Genomic DNA, 15,484 nt, shown 5'->3' on the forward strand with positions numbered 1-15,484 from the left:
CAGTGGATTGGGAGTAGTTGCCATGGTCGTCTTCTTCAATGTGTGGTGGTAGCGACGGTCGAGGCAGCGACGGCGGAGGGACGCTGCGTGGCCAGTTGCATGATCTTTTCCTGCGAGGCTTCGGCGGCGCTGAGTTCGCCGGTGATGCGGCCTTCGCACATGACCAGCACACGGTGGCTCATGCGCAGGACTTCCGGCAGCTCGGAGGAAATCATCACGATGGCCTTGCCTTGTTCTGCCAGGGTGTTGAGCAGCTTGTAGATTTCGCTCTTGGCGCCGATGTCGATGCCGCGCGTCGGTTCGTCGAAAAACAGGATGTCGCAGTCGCGCAGCAGCCACTTGGCGATCACGATCTTTTGCTGGTTGCCGCCGGACAGGAGGCGCGCCGGCTGGTCAATGGATGGCGTCTTGATCGAGAGCTGGCGTACATAGCTTTGCGCCGTGCTGCGGATCGCGGCCTGGTCGAGGAACAGACCCTTTTTCAGGAAGCGGTTCATGCTCGACATGACCACGTTGGCCTTGACGTCGAGACCGGTGGCCAGGCCGAAGTGCTTGCGGTCTTCCGACAGATAGCCGATGCCGTGGGCGACGGCGTCGGACGGCGACTTGATCACGGCCTTGCCGCCATGGATGAAGATTTCGCCGGCGTCGAGCGGATCGGCGCCGAAGATGGCGCGCGCGACTTCGGTTCGACCGGCGCCCATCAGACCTGCAAAGCCGAGGATCTCGCCCTTGCGCAACTGGAAGCTGACGTCGCGGATCGCATGGCCGCGCGTCAGACCCTTGACCTCCAGCACGATCTTGTTGTCGCCGGCGTTGGCGATGACCGGACGCGCACCGTCGAGCTGACGGCCGACCATCATGCTGATGATGGTGTCGATCGGCGTCTCTTCGGTGGGCACGGTAGCGATGTATTTGCCGTCGCGCATGACGGTGACGCGATTGGAGATGCGGCGCAGCTCGTCCATCTTGTGCGAGATATAGACGATGCCGACGCCCTGCGTTTGCAGGTCGCGGATGATGCGGAACAGTTCGTCGATCTCGGCGTTGTTGAGCGCGGCGGTCGGCTCGTCCATGATCAGCACGCGCGAGTTGAAGGACAGCGCCTTGGCGATTTCCACCATCTGCTGCTTGGCCACGGTCAGCTCGCCGACCTGGGTGCGCGGATCGAGCTTCAGGCGCATGCGATCGAAGATTTCGGCGGTCTGGCGATTGAGCGTCTCTTCGTCGAGAAACATGCCGAACCGTCCGCGCGGCTCACGGCCGATGAAGATGTTTTGCGCGGCGCTCAGGTGGTTCATCAGGTTGAGCTCCTGATGGATGATGCCGATGCCGAGCTCCTGCGCCGCACGCGGGCCGTCGATGTCGACTTCCTTGCCGTCGACGAAGATGCTGCCTTCGTCTTTCTGGTACACGCCTGACAGGATCTTCATCAGCGTCGATTTGCCGGCGCCGTTTTCGCCCATGAGCGCGTGCACTTCGCCCGGCAACAGGTCGAGCTGACAATTGTCCAGCGCCAGCACGCCGGGGAAGCGTTTGGTTACGTTGCGCAGAGAAATCAGGTATCCCGATTCGTTTGCGGTCTCTGTTTGTTCTGATTGCATGCCTGCCTCTTGATGCAAGTCGGTTATCCGTCTTTGCGGGTTACCCTCACTGCGCCGTCAGGTCGAATATCTTCGCCATCGGCACCCATTTCTCTCCTTGCGGCGTCCACGGCGTCGGCGCCTGGAACTGCCACATCAGCGTTTCCCATTCCTGTACCTTGGGGTTGCTTTGCATTGCCCGCGCCATCGCCGCTGCATCATAGACGGCGTCGTCGGTGTCCATGATCATCGTCATGCGCGTGCCGAGCCGGTAGATCTCCATGCCGGTCACGCCGTGCACGCTCAGGTGCGCGGCGATCTCCGGCCAGATGCGACGATGATGTTCTTCGTAGCGCGCGATCAGCGCCGCGTCGTCTTTCAGGTCGAGGGCGAGGCAGTAACGCATGGCTCGCTCCTCAGCTCAGCGCGCGGTCGAGGTGGGTGTAGCCGCCATCGACAAATACCCATTGCCCGGTAGTGTGCGCCGCGCGATCCGACAACAGGAAGACCGCCGTGTCGGCCATCTCTTCCGAGGTCGTGAAGCGCTTGCCGAACGGAATCTTGCTCGTGATCGAGGCCAGCTTCTCCTCCGGATTGTCGAAACTGGAAATCCATTTTTCGTACAGCGGCGTCATGACTTCGGCCGGGATCAGCGCATTGACGCGCACGCCATCGTTGGCCAGCGCGGCCGCCCATTCGCGCGTGAGCGACAGTTGCGCGCCCTTGGATGCGCAATAGCCGCTGGTGTTGCCCTGACCGGTGACGGCGGTCTTGGACGACACGTTGACGATGGCGCCGCGCGTGGCCTTGAGGTGCGGTACGCAGTAGTGCGCCATGACGTAGTAGTGGATCAGGTTTTTTTCCAGCGATTGCATGAATGCGGCGCGGCCGGCGTCGAGGCCGACGCTGTCGTTGATGCCGGCGTTGTTGACGAGTCCGTCGAGATGGCCGAATGCGCGCAAAGTCTCGGCCACTGCTTGCTCACACTTCCCTTCATCGGTCAGGTCGAGCAGGAAGAAGCGTGCCTGCGGTTGCAGTTTCAGCAATTTTTCCCGAAACGCTTCGTTCGGCTCGCTTTTGCCGAATATCACGGGAATCGCGCCTTCTGCGGCCAGTTGCAGCGAGATCGCGCCGCCGATGCCCGAAGCGCCGCCGGTGACGATCACGACCTTGTCTTTGAGATGTAAATCCACGTTTGTCTCCGTGTTGCGATTGTGTCGATCGCTATTGTTGTCTTGTTTTTTAATCAGCCGCGAAAGCGATATTGCTCCAGCGATTCCGGCTTCATCGTAATCGAGAATCCCGGCGCGGTCGGCGGCATGTAGGCAGCCCCTTTGACCACGCAGGCATCGATAAAGTGCTCATGCAGGTGATCGACGTATTCGGTCACGCGTCCTTCGGTAGTGCCGGAAATGCAGACGTAGTCGATCATCGAGAGATGCTGCACGTATTCGCACAGGCCGACGCCGCCGGCGTGCGGGCAGACCGGCAGCTTGTACTTGGCCGCCATCAGCAGCACTGCCAGGATTTCGTTGACGCCGCCGAGTCGGCAGGAATCGATCTGCACCACGTCGATGGCGCCGCGCATGATGAATTGCTTGAACAGCACGCGGTTCTGGCACATCTCGCCGGTGGCGACCTTGACGGCGCCGATGCCTTCGCGGATCTTGCGATGGCCTTCGACGTCGTCCGGGCTGGTCGGCTCTTCGATAAACCATGGCTTGACGAAGGCCAGCTCATTGACCCATTCGATTGCCTGGTCGACTTCCCACACCTGGTTGGCGTCGATCATCAGGTGACGATCCGGGCCGATGACTTCACGCGCGATGGTAACGCGGCGCTTGTCGTCGGCGAGGTCGCGACCGACTTTGAGCTTGATGTGGTTGAAGCCGCCGTCGATGGCTTCTTTGCAAAGCCGGCGCAGCTTGGCGTCGTCGTAACCCAGCCAGCCGGCCGAGGTGGTGTAGCAGGGATAACCGTTCTGCTCCAGCAGGCGGATGCGTTCGGCCTTGCCGGGCGCCTGTGCGCGCAGCAGCGCCAGCGCTTCGTCGGGCGTGATGCAGTCGGTGATGTAGCGGAAGTCGATGCTGCGCACCAGTTCTTCCGGCGACATGTCGGACACCAGTTTCCACAGCGGCTTGCCTTCAGCCTTGGCCCACAGATCCCAGACCGCATTGACGACGGCGCCGGTGGCGAGATGGATCGCGCCCTTGTCCGGGCCGATCCAGCGCAGCTGGCTGTCGGAGGTGATATAGCGCCAGAAGCGTCCCATGTCTGCACTGACCCAGGCCAGGTCGAGGCCGACCACCAGATGCTCCATCGCCTTGATGGCGGCGCAGCAGATCTCGTTGCCGCGACCGATGGTGAAGGTCAGGCCGTGGCCTTCGAGGCCGGACTGGTCGGTTTCCAGGATCACGTAGGCGGCGGAGTAATCCGGATCCGGATTCATGGCGTCGGAGCCGTCGAGCGTCTTCGAGGTCGGGAAACGTACATCCAGTACGCGCATGGAAGTGATGGTGGTCATCGTCTCTGTAGATAAATGGGATGTTAAGAACAAATGTCAGTGAAGCCTGTAGATACGAGCAGGCTTGCGCTTTCTTGCCGCGCGGCCCTTCTCCTGTCTCCGCAACGCATTCGCATCGCCTTTATTGCACCTGACCTTGCCAGGCCGAAGCTGCCCTTGGCAGGTCATGAAGTGTGGCGATTATTGCACGCAGCTTAAAATTCATCAATAAAATTCTATTTTATATTTGAGTTTACTTTGCTACTATCGCTTCGCCGGAGACTACAACGGAATCACGTACCGCCGAGTGATAACCAATAGATAGTGGAGAGATATCAAAACATAGATAGCTCCCAGGCAATATTTCTTTGATATTTTATTAAAATTAAATTTTACAAATAAAAATAAAACAAGGAAGGAGGCCCGAGAAACCCACGCATTTCCCTTGCGGCAACGCCAGGAGCACCTCTGTCCCGGAAAACTGTACGCAGTACGGACGAAACACGAACACGCAGTCACCAACAACCATAAATGAAGACACATACGGAGATCCTCATGCAGACAATCACATCCATCGTCGCGACCAGCGGCAACCGCGCACCGCGCGGCGCATCCTCATTCAAGCTCGCCGCCGTCGCCAGCGCACTGCTCGGCCTGGCCGGCGCAGTGCAGGCGCAATCGGCGGTCACGGTCTACGGCCGTGTCGACGCCGGCGTAGACTATCAATCCAACGTCGCCACAGCCGGCGGCGGCAGCGGCAGCCTGTGGCGCGCCTCCGGCAACCAGTGGGGCACCAGCATGATCGGCTTCAAGGGCACGGAAGACCTGGGCTCGGGACTGAATGCCTTCTTCCTGCTCGAGTCCGGCTTCGACGCCACCAAGGGCTCCACCAACGGTACGGCGCTGTTCAACCGCCGCTCCTACGTCGGCCTGTCCGGCAGCGCCGGCTCGCTGAAGTTCGGTAAGAACCTGTTCATCGACAATGACGTCTGGTTCCTCGATCCGACCGGCCAGCAATTCATCGGCACCGCCACCTTGGTGCGCGGCCGCAACTGGCAAGGCGCTGACAATGTGATCGAATACCAGACGCCGACCTGGGGCGGCTTCAATGCCACGTTCCAGACCGCGCTCGGCGAACAGGCCGGCTCGATCAAGAACAAGCGCAAGGACGGCGTCTCGCTGGTGTATCAAAACCAGGGACTTGAGCTGCGCGCGATCTATGATCTGATCCGCGACAGCAACGGCAAGTACGGCAGCGGCCTCAACTCTGATGGCACCCGCAATACGGTCTTCGATACCTCGAAAGAACTGATCCTGGGCGGCACCTACACCATCGACAAACTCAAGCTGTTCCTCGGCTACGAAAACCTGCGCGCACCGGACGTTGCCCCGGGCTCACCGGACAAGGTCAATCATTACTGGCTGGGTGCGAACTACCAGGTCACGCCTGCGTTGACGCTGATCGGCTCGGTGTTCCGCGTGAACGTCAACAACGGCGGCGGCAACGCCAACCTGTTCATGGCCGGCGCCAACTATTCGCTGTCCAAGCGCACCTTGCTGTATGTGGGCGCTGGCACGGTCCGCAACAGCAGCACCGCCAACTTCTCGGTCGAGGCCACCAACAACAATCCGTTGCCGGGCCAGAACCAGAACGGCGCCTACGCCGGCATCAGCCATTCGTTCTAAGTTAGTCGGGCGTAACTCCCTGAAACCGGTAAAGCCGCATGAATGCCGGTTTCAGGGATAAAATGCGCAACAAGACGGATTTGCGCAAAACGACAAACATCCGCAATCCTTTCCCTCATTCAGCCTGCCCATGCCAAGAACCAAGAAAATCGTCCCTGACGCAGACTTGGAAGCCGTCGCCGAGGCTTCCGCCAACGACAGTGCCGCCGATACCGGCAAGGCGCGCTATGCCGCGCCGGCGCTGGACAAGGGACTGGACATTCTGGAGCTGCTCAGCAAGTCCGAGCAGATGTTGACGCTGAACCAGATCTCCAGGCAGCTGGGGCGTAGCGTCAATGAAATTTTCCGCATGGTGGTGACGCTGGAGCAGCGCGGCTACCTGATCGCCGACAACGACCAGTACCGCCTGTCGCTCAAGCTGTTCGAACTGGCGCACAACAACCAGCCGATCCGTTCGCTGGTGAGCACGGCGCTGCCGCACATGCGCGAGCTGGCCAACCGCACCATGCAATCGACCCATCTGACCGTCTATGAAGCCGGCCGCGTGATCGTGGTGGCGCAGGTAGACAGCCCGGAACGCTGGGCCTTCGGCCTGAAGGTCGGCGCGCTGGTCAGCCTGACCGACACCGCATCGGGCCACGTGCTGCTGTCGTTCCGCGACGAAGCGGAGCGCGGCCGCATGCTGGCGGCGCACGTGCGCATGGACGGCGAGCAGGAAATCGACCACGCGCAACTGTTGCGCCAGATCGCCGAAACTCAGGAGCGCGGCTACTCGCGCATGGAAAGCCGCCAGATCCGCGGCGTGGTGAATCTCTCGTATCCGGTGCTGGGCGCCAATGACCGCATGCTGGCGGCGCTCAACGTGCCCTACATCGAACGCATCGACAAGAAGGTCAATCCCAGCCTCGATGAAGTGCAGAACATCGTGCAGGAAATCTCGGCTCGACTATCAAAGCTCATGGGCAGCAGCAGCTTCGGCACGTAGACTTCCGGTCCGCGCCAATAAAAAAGCCAGGCATCGCGGCCTGGCTTTTTTGTTTGATGCATGCAGCGTTCAACCGCCCTGCGACACCTGATCGCGATTGAGCGTCGGCAAGCTCTTGCCCTTGTTGTATTCCACCGCCGCGTTGGTGAGGTTGTAACGCGTGTAGGCCTTCATCAGATCGTCCATGAAATCCGACTCGCCCTTGACCAGCCGCCAGGCGCCGCGGGCGTCCTGCTCTTCCACGTAGGTGCCGAGGCCATCGTAGACCACGCTGACGGCGCGCGGCTTCTGCTCTTCCTTGAACTCGGTCAGGAAGCCGCGCATGTCATAGCCGCCCTTGCCGCGCATGAAGGTGTCGATGGCTGACTCCATCGCCGCGTCGCGATCGGTCAGCGCCTTGGTGTGCGCCTGGGTCAGCAATTCGCTCACGCCGGGATTGTCGGTGATGAGCATGTCGAACTTGCCGCTGCGGTCGTCGCCTTCTTCCAGCACGTATTTTTTCTTGGTCGGCAGGATGCGCAGCTTCGGCGGCACGTTGATGCCGTAGCGGCCGATCAGGCCGCCCAGCGCCATCGTCAGCGCCGGGCTGACGTCGGCCTTGGCGGCGCCGCTGAGGCCGTCGACGCTGCCGCGCGTGGCCATCATCTGGGCGAAACCGATGTCGTCGTTTTTGGCGTACGCCTTCGCCGACGTCGGCGACGCCGTGTTGTTGATGAAAAACTGGTTGTTGATGCTGTCCATTGCCGCTCTCCTACGGATTGCCGGGACCGCTGCTGCCGCCCGGCTGCCTGTAAGTTGCCAATACGTTGCCGGATTGACAATTTCGTCCGATTTTTTGGCAATACCTGCCTGATTTTCCTATTGTAAGAGCCTTTTGTCTGTTCCGTTTGCAAGGACACCGCCGCATTCACCGCTTTATTCCCCGAATCCGGCATTTCGTCGCAAACCGCTGTCGACAGGGCCGGCGCACCTTTACCCTGCTTTACTCACTCTACCCCGGCGCGCTTCTTGACGATATGACGGTTGCCACTTACATTGCTGACTCACCGGTAACTTACTGGCGGCGCCGCCGCTTCGCCATGGCTCAGCCCTCAAAATTCCCGCCCGTCCCAAAAGCCTCTCGCACCGCCCCAGACGTTTCCCCACGCGGACCGCGCTGGGAGCGTCGCAAGGAAGCGCGCCCGCAGGAATTGCTGGCCGCTGCGCTGGACATCTTCGTCGAACGCGGCTTCGCGGCTGCGCGGCTGGAAGACGTCGCCGCCCGCGCCGGCGTCTCCAAAGGCACGCTCTATCTCTATTTCGACAGCAAGGAAAGCCTGTTCAAGTCGGTCGTGCGCACCAACATGCTGCCGCTGCTGGAAGAGGCCGAAGACATGGTTGACCGCTACGAAGGCCATAGCGCCGACTTGCTGCGCGACCTGATCCTGGGCTGGTGGGCCTCGGTGGCGGATACAAAATTAAACGGTATTTCCAAACTGATGATGGCAGAATCCGGCAACTTCCCCGAACTCGCAGAGTTCTACCATGCCGAAGTCATCACGCGCTGCAACGCCACCATCGTGCGCATGCTCGAGCGCGGCATCCGGCGCGGCGAATTCCGCGCCATCGACGCCGAGCACATGAAACGCGTGATCGTCGCGCCGGTGCTGATGCTGATGCTGTGGAGCCAGTCGTTCGGCCCGTGCGCCATCGAGCCGGTGGAGCCCGGCGCCTATCTCGACAATTTCATCGACCTTTGCCTGAACGGCCTGCTGACCAAACCCTGATGACACTTTCCTTCTTTAAACGCCGCTCGGTCCTGATCGTATTGCTTGTGCTGGTGCTGCTGATCGCCTTCATGGCGCTACGCAAGCGCCCCGCCGCGCCCGCAGCTATGGCCGTGGTCGAAAAGCCAGTCCAGGTGCTGGAATTCCTGCCGGGCGACATCGCCGTGGCCCAGGTCGAAGCCTTGCGCCAGGTGCTGCCGATGTCGGGCGCATTGCGCGCGCTCAACCAGGTTGCGGTCAAGGCCAAGGTCGCAGGCGAGGTCAAGGAAGTGCTTGTGCGCGCCGGTGAGGCAGTCACCCTCGGCCAGGTCCTGATCCGCATGGACACCAGCGAATACCAGGCCAAGGTCGAGCAGGCCAAAGGCTCGCTGGTCGCTTCGCGCGGCCAGCTCGACATCGCCACTAAATCGCGCGACAACAACCTGGCGCTGCTGGACAAGGGCTTCATTTCGCGCAACGCCTTCGACAACGCCGCCAGCCAGTTCGACATCGCCAAGGCCAACGTCGACACCGCGCGCGGCGCGCTCGACGTGGCGCAAAAGGCGCTCAACGACACCATCATCAAGGCGCCGATGGCCGGCCTGGTCAGCACCCGCACCATCGAGCCCGGCGAGAAGGTGTCGGTCGACAACAAGCTGCTCGACGTGGTCGACCTGCGCCAGATGGAACTGGAAGCGCCGGTGCCGACCGCCGACATCCTCAAGGTAAAACTCGGCCAGGAAGTGCTGGTGCGCGTGGAAGGCTTGCCGGACGCCGTCGCCGGCAAGGTGGTGCGCATCAATCCGGCCACGCAGTCGGGCTCGCGCTCGATCATGGTGTATGTGCGCATCGACAATCCCGACAATCTCCTGCGCGCCGGCATGTTCGCCGACGCCAGCCTTACGCTGGACAAGCGCGACGCCGTGCTGACCGTGCCGACCACCGCGATTCAGAACGAAGGCGACAAGGCCTACGTGTACACCATCGAGGACGGCAAGCTGGCGCGGCGCAATGTCGTCGCCGGGCTGCGCGGTGTCGACAGCAAAGGCAACGCGGTGGAAATCAGCAGCGGCCTGCAGGACGGCGCACGCATCGTCAAGGCCAACCTGGGCAACCTGAACGCCGGCACACCGGTCAAGATCCTGCCGGCGGCGAAGGAATAGCGCATGTGGTTCACCCGCATCAGCATCGGCAACCCCGTGCTCGCCACCATGATGATGATGGCGTTCGTGGTGCTCGGCCTGTTCTCCTACCAGCGTCTGCGCGTCGACCAGTTTCCCGACATCACCTTTCCGGTGGTGGTGGTGCAAACCACTTACCCCGGCGCCTCACCCGAGAACGTCGAGTCCGACGTCACGCGCAAGATCGAAGAAACGGTCAACACCATCAACGGCATCAACAGCCTGACTTCGCATTCGTATGAAGGCCTGTCGGTGGTGATCGTCGAGTTCGACCTCACCGTCGATCCGGCGCAGGGCGCGCAGGACGTGCGCGAAAAAGTGGCGCTGGTGCAGGCGGCCTTCCGCAAGGAAGTCGATCAGCCGCGCATCACACGCTACGACCCGGCCGACCAGCCGATCTTCTCGATCTCGGTCACCAATGATCCGAAGGCGCCCAACACCCGTCCGCGCACGCTGCGCGAGCTGACCACGATTTCCGACCAGGTCGTCAAGAAACGGCTGGAGAACGTGCGCGGCGTCGGTTCGGTGACACTGGTGGGCGGCGTCAAGCGCCAGATCAATATCTACGTCAAACCCAACGAGATGGAAGCGCTCGGTATCGGCGTCGATCAGGTCATCACCGCCGTCAAGAACGAGAACCAGGAGTTGCCGACCGGCGCGATTCGCATGGCCGACGCCGAGAAGGTGGTGCAGGTGCAGGGCCGGGTCAAGAATCCGGAAGACTTCAAGCGCATCATCGTGGCGCGGCGCGGCAGCCAGCCGGTCACGCTGGAACAGATCGCCACCGTGGTCGACGGCCAGGAAGAACAGGAAACGCTGGCGCTCTACAACGGCCAGCGCACGCTTGCGCTGGACATCCTGAAGGCGCAGGGCCAGAACACCATCGATGTCGCCGACGGCCTCAAGCAGGCCATCAAGGACATGGAGCCGAACCTGCAGAAACTGTATCCCGGCGTGCGCCTGCAAGTCATCAAGGACAGCTCGCGCCAGATCCGCACCGGCGTCGAGAACGTGCGCCGCACGCTGCTCGAAGGCGCCGCGCTGACGGTGCTGATCGTGTTCCTGTTCCTCAATTCCTGGCGCTCGACGGTGATCACCGGACTGACCTTACCGGTGGCGCTGATCGGTACTTTCCTGTTCATGTACATGTTCGGCTTCACCATCAACATGATCACGCTGATGGCGCTGTCGCTGTGCGTGGGCCTGCTGATCGACGATGCGATCGTGGTGCGGGAAAACATCGTGCGCCACGCCGGCATGAAGGTGCACGGCAAGTTCAAGACGCACAAGATGGCGGCGCTGGAAGGCACCGCGGAAATCGGCCTGGCGGTGCTGGCGACTACCTTCTCGATTGTTGCCGTATTCCTGCCGGTGGGCTTCATGGGCGGCATCATCGGCCGCTTCTTCCACCAGTTCGGCATCACGGTAACGGCGGCGGTGCTGATCTCGATGTTCGTGTCGTTCACGCTGGACCCGATGCTGTCGTCGATCTGGCCTGACCCCGACGTGCATGGAGAAAAACGCAAGGACGGCTGGTACGCCAAGACCATCGGCCGCGTGCTGGACCAGTTCGAACGCCTGGTGCAATGGCTGTCCGACAGTTACCAGAAACTGCTCAAGTGGTCGCTGCGGCACCGCATCCTGACGCTGGTGCTGGCGCTGCTGAGTTTCATTGCGGGCCTGGCGTTGCCGGCGGCGGGACTGATCGGTTCCGAGTTCGTGCCGCAGGCCGATTATTCGGAGAGCGGCGTGACCTTCTATACGCCGGTGGGCTCGTCGCTGGAACTGACCGAATCCAAGGTGCACCAGGTCGAAACCGTGCTGCGCCAGTTCCCCGAAGTGGTCGACACCTACAGCACCGTCAACACCGGCAATTCTCAGGGCAAGAATTACGCGACCGTATTCATCCGTCTCAAGCCGCGCAAGGAACGCCAGCTGAGCACTTCGCAACTGGCGCCGCAATTGCGTGAACGTCTCACGCGCGTGGCCGGCATCACGGTCACGCACATCGGCACGCTCGACGGCGTCGGCGGCGACAACAAGCAGGTGCGCTTCAGCCTGCTGGGGCCGGACCTGGATCAGCTCGGCCGCTTGTCGGAAGAAGTCCAGACCAGGTTGCGCGCGATCCCCGGCGTGGCCGATCTCGACTCCAGCCTGAAGCCGCAAAAGCCAACCATCTCGATCGAACCGAAGCGCGACATCGGCTCCGACCTCGGCGTCGGCGTGGCGCAGATCGGCAACGCCCTGCGCCCCTTGCTGGCTGGTGAAGCCGCCAGCAGCTGGCGCGCGCCCGACGATGAGAACTACGACGTCAACGTGCGCCTGGCGCCGACCGATCGCAATACGGTCGACGATCTGTCGCGCATGATGCTGGCCAGCAGCTTCAGCAATACCGACGGTACGCCGCGCATGGTACCGCTGCGCCAGGTGGCCGACATCCGCAATACGGTCGGCGCCAACCAGATCAACCGGCGCGACCTCAACCGTGAGGTGGAGTTGTCGGCCAACGCCGCCGGCCGCTCCGCCGGCCAGGTTAATGCCGACATCAAGGTCATGCTGGACAAGGTCAACTGGCCGCCCGGCTATCGCTACCAGATCGGCGGGTCGACCAAAAGCATGAACGAATCCTTCGGCTACGCATTGGGTGCGCTGGCGTTGGCGGTGGTGTTCATCTACATGATCCTGGCCTCGCAATTCGCCAGCTTCCTGCAGCCGATCGCCATCATGTCGTCGCTGCCGCTGACGCTGATCGGCGTGTTCCTGGCGCTGATGTTTTTCCGCTCGACGCTGAACATGTTTTCCATCATCGGCTTCATCATGCTGATGGGCCTGGTGACCAAGAACGCGATCCTGCTGGTGGACTTCGCCAACCAGGCGCGCAGGGAAGGCATGGAGCGCGGGGCAGCGCTGCTGGAAGCCGCCCATGTGCGCCTGCGGCCGATTTTGATGACCACGCTGGCGATGGTGTTCGGCATGGTGCCGCTGGCCTTCGGCATCGCCGAGGGCTCGGAACAGCGCGCGCCGATGGGCCAGGCGGTGATCGGCGGGATCATTACCTCGTCGCTGCTGACGCTGGTGGTGGTGCCGGTGGCGTACACCTACCTCGACGACCTCGGCGCCTGGGTCAAGCGCAAATGGTTCGGTGCCGCAGCAGTAGCGGACGAGGCGGAGGACAACGCGGAGGACGAGCATGCGCCCTGACTATTTCCGTTTTGCAAGCATGGCGGCGGAATCGGCAAGCGATAAATTCGCTGAATTCCCCGTTAAGCCCCGGAAAGCAACACGCTGCGGCTGTCTCGCGGCCTCCGGGTTTGATAAAATGCTGCTTTTACGTCGCTATTGAGCCCACTGCCATGAATATCGAACAAGCCCGCTTCAACATGATCGAACAGCAAATCCGCCCTTGGAATGTGCTGGCGCAAGATGTACTGGACCTTCTGACCGTGGTCCGGCGCGAGGAATTCGTCCCGGCCGCACATCGCAGCCTGGCGTTCTTCGATACCGAGATCCCGTTGCCGGGCGGCGAAAGCATGCTGGCGCCGAAGGTCGAAGCGCGCATCCTGCAGGAAGCCAACGTCAAGAAGCACGAGCAAGTGCTGGAAATCGGCGCCGGCTCCGGCTATATGGCGGCGCTGCTGGCCTCGAAGGCGCGTCACGTGACCACCGTCGAGATCGACCCTGCGCTCAAGGCGCTGGCTGAACAGAATCTGTCCGGTTATGGCGTGACCAACGTCAGCGTCGAGCTCGGCAACGGCGCCCAAGGCTGGCAAGGCGAGTACGACGTGATCGTGATTTCCGGCGCGCTGCCGTTCCTGCCGGACGCTTTCCTGAAGCAAATCAAGGTCGGCGGCCGCGTCCTGGCGATCATCGGCGAAGCGCCAGTCATGTCGCTGCAGGTGATCACCCGCACGTCCGACCAGGTCTACGACACCGTCGATGTATTTGAACTGATGGCCAAGCCTCTGCATGCGGCCAGCGAGCACTCTCACTTCACTTTCTAGGATATCTGCATGGAGCACATCACCGCACCGGAACTGGCCGCCTGGATCGCCGACCCGGACCGCCCGACACCCCTGCTGCTTGATGTGCGCGAGCCGTGGGAATTCGAGACCTGTCGCATCGATGCTGCCCAGTTGATGCCGATGAACACGATTCCCGGCCGCTTTTCCGAACTGGACGAAGAACAGCCCGTGGTGTGCATCTGCCACCACGGCGCCCGCAGCATGCAAGTTGCCGCGTTCCTGGAACGTCAGGGTTTTGCCAATGTGACCAACCTGACCGGCGGCATCCACGCCTGGGCCAAGCAGGTCGACACGGCGATGCCGACGTACTGATCCAACCCCTGTCAAGCAGCGCCAGGCCGCAGCAATATGGTCGTTTCGCGCGTCACGCGGTCCACCGTGCGCAGCGTCGGATCATTTCCGCCGCTGCGCCGCGGTGGCGCAAGCAGGGAGTTTCACTTCTTCTCCAGAGAATTCAACGTATGCGTCAAGTCCTACTCGTCCCGCTGCTGACAGCCGCCCTGCTGGGTGCTTCGGCGCACGCCGCCGCCGCCGATCTGGTGCAGGTCTATCAGCAAGCGCTGGCAAATGATCCCGTCTACCAGAGTGCGCGCTATGCGCTGCGCGCCGGTGAAGAAAAGATCACGCAAGGCCGCGCCGCCATCCTGCCGACCGTCGGCGTGGGCGGCAGCTATACGCGCTCCGGCGACACCATGCAGAATTCGTCCAACACCTATACGCTGCAGCTGACCCAACCGCTGCTGCGCTGGGCCAACTGGGAAACCTACCAGCAGGGAAAACTGTCGGTGGCCGTGAGCGAAGCGCAATTCGCCCAGGCCCAGCAAGACCTGATCCTGCGCGTCGGCCAGGCCTACTTCGATGTGCTGGCGGCGCAGGATGCGCTGGGTTTCCTGCGCGCGCAGAGAATCGCCATCTCGGAGCAACTGGCCTCGGCCAAACGCAACTTCGAGGTCGGCACCGCCACCATTACCGACACCAATGAAGCGCAGGCGCGCTACGACCTCGCAGGCGCCCAGGAAATCGCCGCGCAGAACGACCTCGAAGTAGCGCTGAGCAAACTGCAGCAGATCATCGGCCAGCCGCCGACGCCGCTGTCGGCGCTGCGCCCGAACGTGCAACTGAGCCTGCCGCAGCCGGCCATGATCGATCCCTGGATCGCCAGCGCCGAACAGCAGAATTACAGCGTGGTGGCGCAGCAGGTATCGCTGGAAATCGCCCAGAGCGAAATCCGCCGCAACCGCGCCGGCCATACGCCCACGGTCGACCTCGTGGCCGGCCGCAATTACACCAACCAGAATAGCCAGTTGACGCCGTACACCAATGGGCGCGGCTACGCCAACTCGATCGGCGTGCAATGGAATATCCCGCTGTTCTCGGGTTTCAGCGTCAGCAGCAAAGTGGATGAATCGATCGCGCTGGCCGACAAGGCTCGCTCGGATCTGGAGAATGCGCGCCGCACTGCCGTGCTCAATGCACGCCAGGCCTATCTCGGCGTGAGCAACGGTTTGTCGCAGGTGAAGGCGTATGAAGCGGCGGAAGTCTCGAGCCTGTCGGCGCTGGAGTCCAATCGTCTCGGCTACCAGGTCGGCGTACGCATCAATATCGACGTTCTGAACGCGCAGCAGCAGCTGTTTTCAACCCGGCGCGACCTGGCCCGGGCGCGTTACGACACGCTGATGAATGGATTGAAACTGAAGTCGGCAGCCGGCAGCCTGAAGGAAGAAGACCTCGCGCAGATCAACCTGCTGTTGGGCGCGCCCTCTCCCTGACAGCGCGGTT

General features: G+C 61.9%; 13 protein-coding genes. 8 read left to right on the forward strand and 5 right to left on the reverse strand.

What is annotated here, in order from left to right:
- Positions 1-35: 35 nt before the first annotated feature.
- The 4 genes from ACIROY_RS17985 to ACIROY_RS18000 are packed head-to-tail and all read right to left on the reverse strand — an operon-like array spanning position 36 to position 4,107.
- Positions 36-1,604 carry a sugar ABC transporter ATP-binding protein gene (locus tag ACIROY_RS17985; protein ID WP_402342907.1) on the reverse strand — a complete coding sequence of 523 codons (1,569 nt, stop codon included), beginning with the start codon at positions 1,602-1,604 and terminating at the stop codon, positions 36-38.
- Between the two features lie 46 nt (positions 1,605-1,650).
- Positions 1,651-1,989, reverse strand: coding sequence for an L-rhamnose mutarotase (locus tag ACIROY_RS17990; RefSeq protein ID WP_402275210.1), 339 nt, complete (start codon positions 1,987-1,989; stop codon positions 1,651-1,653).
- A gap of 10 nt (positions 1,990-1,999) precedes the next feature.
- Positions 2,000-2,776: an SDR family oxidoreductase gene (locus ACIROY_RS17995; RefSeq protein WP_402275212.1), complete on the reverse strand. Its 777-nt coding sequence runs from the start codon at positions 2,774-2,776 to the stop codon at positions 2,000-2,002.
- A gap of 53 nt (positions 2,777-2,829) precedes the next feature.
- A complete protein-coding gene (locus tag ACIROY_RS18000; protein WP_402342910.1) occupies positions 2,830-4,107 on the reverse strand; it encodes an L-fuconate dehydratase in 1,278 nt (425 codons plus the stop codon).
- A 534-nt stretch (positions 4,108-4,641) separates the two neighbouring features.
- Between ACIROY_RS18000 and ACIROY_RS18005 the strand changes: the two genes are divergently transcribed.
- Together ACIROY_RS18005 and ACIROY_RS18010 are read left to right on the forward strand one after the other, a co-directional pair.
- Positions 4,642-5,772, forward strand: a complete 1,131-nt coding sequence (locus ACIROY_RS18005) for a porin (protein WP_402342913.1) — start codon at positions 4,642-4,644, stop codon at positions 5,770-5,772.
- A 130-nt stretch (positions 5,773-5,902) separates the two neighbouring features.
- Positions 5,903-6,757 (forward strand): IclR family transcriptional regulator, encoded by an 855-nt coding sequence (locus ACIROY_RS18010; protein ID WP_402275218.1) that lies wholly within the window; start codon positions 5,903-5,905, stop codon positions 6,755-6,757.
- A gap of 69 nt (positions 6,758-6,826) precedes the next feature.
- Here ACIROY_RS18010 and ACIROY_RS18015 read toward each other — a convergent pair whose 3' ends face one another.
- Positions 6,827-7,498, reverse strand: coding sequence for a hypothetical protein (locus ACIROY_RS18015; RefSeq protein WP_402342916.1), 672 nt, complete (start codon positions 7,496-7,498; stop codon positions 6,827-6,829).
- A 338-nt stretch (positions 7,499-7,836) separates the two neighbouring features.
- Between ACIROY_RS18015 and ACIROY_RS18020 the strand changes: the two genes are divergently transcribed.
- The 6 genes from ACIROY_RS18020 to ACIROY_RS18045 all read left to right on the forward strand — a co-directional run bounded on the left by ACIROY_RS18020 (position 7,837) and on the right by ACIROY_RS18045 (position 15,474).
- The gene (locus ACIROY_RS18020; RefSeq protein WP_402342919.1) at positions 7,837-8,523 is read left to right on the forward strand and encodes a TetR/AcrR family transcriptional regulator; all 687 of its coding nucleotides are present in this window, start codon (positions 7,837-7,839) and stop codon (positions 8,521-8,523) included.
- Positions 8,523-9,665 (forward strand): efflux RND transporter periplasmic adaptor subunit, encoded by a 1,143-nt coding sequence (locus tag ACIROY_RS18025; protein ID WP_402342922.1) that lies wholly within the window; start codon positions 8,523-8,525, stop codon positions 9,663-9,665. The genes ACIROY_RS18020 and ACIROY_RS18025 overlap by 1 nt, the downstream gene beginning before the upstream one ends.
- A gap of 3 nt (positions 9,666-9,668) precedes the next feature.
- Positions 9,669-12,884 carry an efflux RND transporter permease subunit gene (locus tag ACIROY_RS18030; RefSeq protein ID WP_402342925.1) on the forward strand — a complete coding sequence of 1,072 codons (3,216 nt, stop codon included), beginning with the start codon at positions 9,669-9,671 and terminating at the stop codon, positions 12,882-12,884.
- A 152-nt stretch (positions 12,885-13,036) separates the two neighbouring features.
- Positions 13,037-13,684, forward strand: a complete 648-nt coding sequence (locus ACIROY_RS18035) for a protein-L-isoaspartate O-methyltransferase (protein ID WP_402342928.1) — start codon at positions 13,037-13,039, stop codon at positions 13,682-13,684.
- A gap of 9 nt (positions 13,685-13,693) precedes the next feature.
- Positions 13,694-14,017, forward strand: coding sequence for a rhodanese-like domain-containing protein (locus tag ACIROY_RS18040; RefSeq protein ID WP_116436498.1), 324 nt, complete (start codon positions 13,694-13,696; stop codon positions 14,015-14,017).
- Positions 14,018-14,166: 149 nt separating this feature from the next.
- On the forward strand, positions 14,167-15,474 hold the full coding sequence (locus tag ACIROY_RS18045; protein WP_402275231.1) for a TolC family outer membrane protein: 1,308 nt from the start codon (positions 14,167-14,169) through the stop codon (positions 15,472-15,474).
- The last annotated feature ends 10 nt before the right edge of the window (positions 15,475-15,484 follow it).

The sequence above is a fragment of the Herbaspirillum sp. NPDC101396 genome (assembly GCF_044767365.1).
Classification (GTDB): Bacteria; Pseudomonadota; Gammaproteobacteria; order Burkholderiales; family Burkholderiaceae_D; genus Herbaspirillum.

Coding starts and splice junctions, on each gene's coding strand:
- ACIROY_RS17985 (WP_402342907.1), bottom strand. CDS start 1,604: ATGCAATCAGAACAAACAGAGACCGCAAACGAATCGGGATACCTGATT.
- ACIROY_RS17990 (WP_402275210.1), bottom strand. CDS start 1,989: ATGCGTTACTGCCTCGCCCTCGACCTGAAAGACGACGCGGCGCTGATC.
- ACIROY_RS18000 (WP_402342910.1), bottom strand. CDS start 4,107: ATGACCACCATCACTTCCATGCGCGTACTGGATGTACGTTTCCCGACC.
- ACIROY_RS18005 (WP_402342913.1), top strand. CDS start 4,642: ATGCAGACAATCACATCCATCGTCGCGACCAGCGGCAACCGCGCACCG.
- ACIROY_RS18010 (WP_402275218.1), top strand. CDS start 5,903: ATGCCAAGAACCAAGAAAATCGTCCCTGACGCAGACTTGGAAGCCGTC.
- ACIROY_RS18015 (WP_402342916.1), bottom strand. CDS start 7,498: ATGGACAGCATCAACAACCAGTTTTTCATCAACAACACGGCGTCGCCG.
- ACIROY_RS18020 (WP_402342919.1), top strand. CDS start 7,837: ATGGCTCAGCCCTCAAAATTCCCGCCCGTCCCAAAAGCCTCTCGCACC.
- ACIROY_RS18025 (WP_402342922.1), top strand. CDS start 8,523: ATGACACTTTCCTTCTTTAAACGCCGCTCGGTCCTGATCGTATTGCTT.
- ACIROY_RS18030 (WP_402342925.1), top strand. CDS start 9,669: ATGTGGTTCACCCGCATCAGCATCGGCAACCCCGTGCTCGCCACCATG.
- ACIROY_RS18035 (WP_402342928.1), top strand. CDS start 13,037: ATGAATATCGAACAAGCCCGCTTCAACATGATCGAACAGCAAATCCGC.
- ACIROY_RS18040 (WP_116436498.1), top strand. CDS start 13,694: ATGGAGCACATCACCGCACCGGAACTGGCCGCCTGGATCGCCGACCCG.
- ACIROY_RS18045 (WP_402275231.1), top strand. CDS start 14,167: ATGCGTCAAGTCCTACTCGTCCCGCTGCTGACAGCCGCCCTGCTGGGT.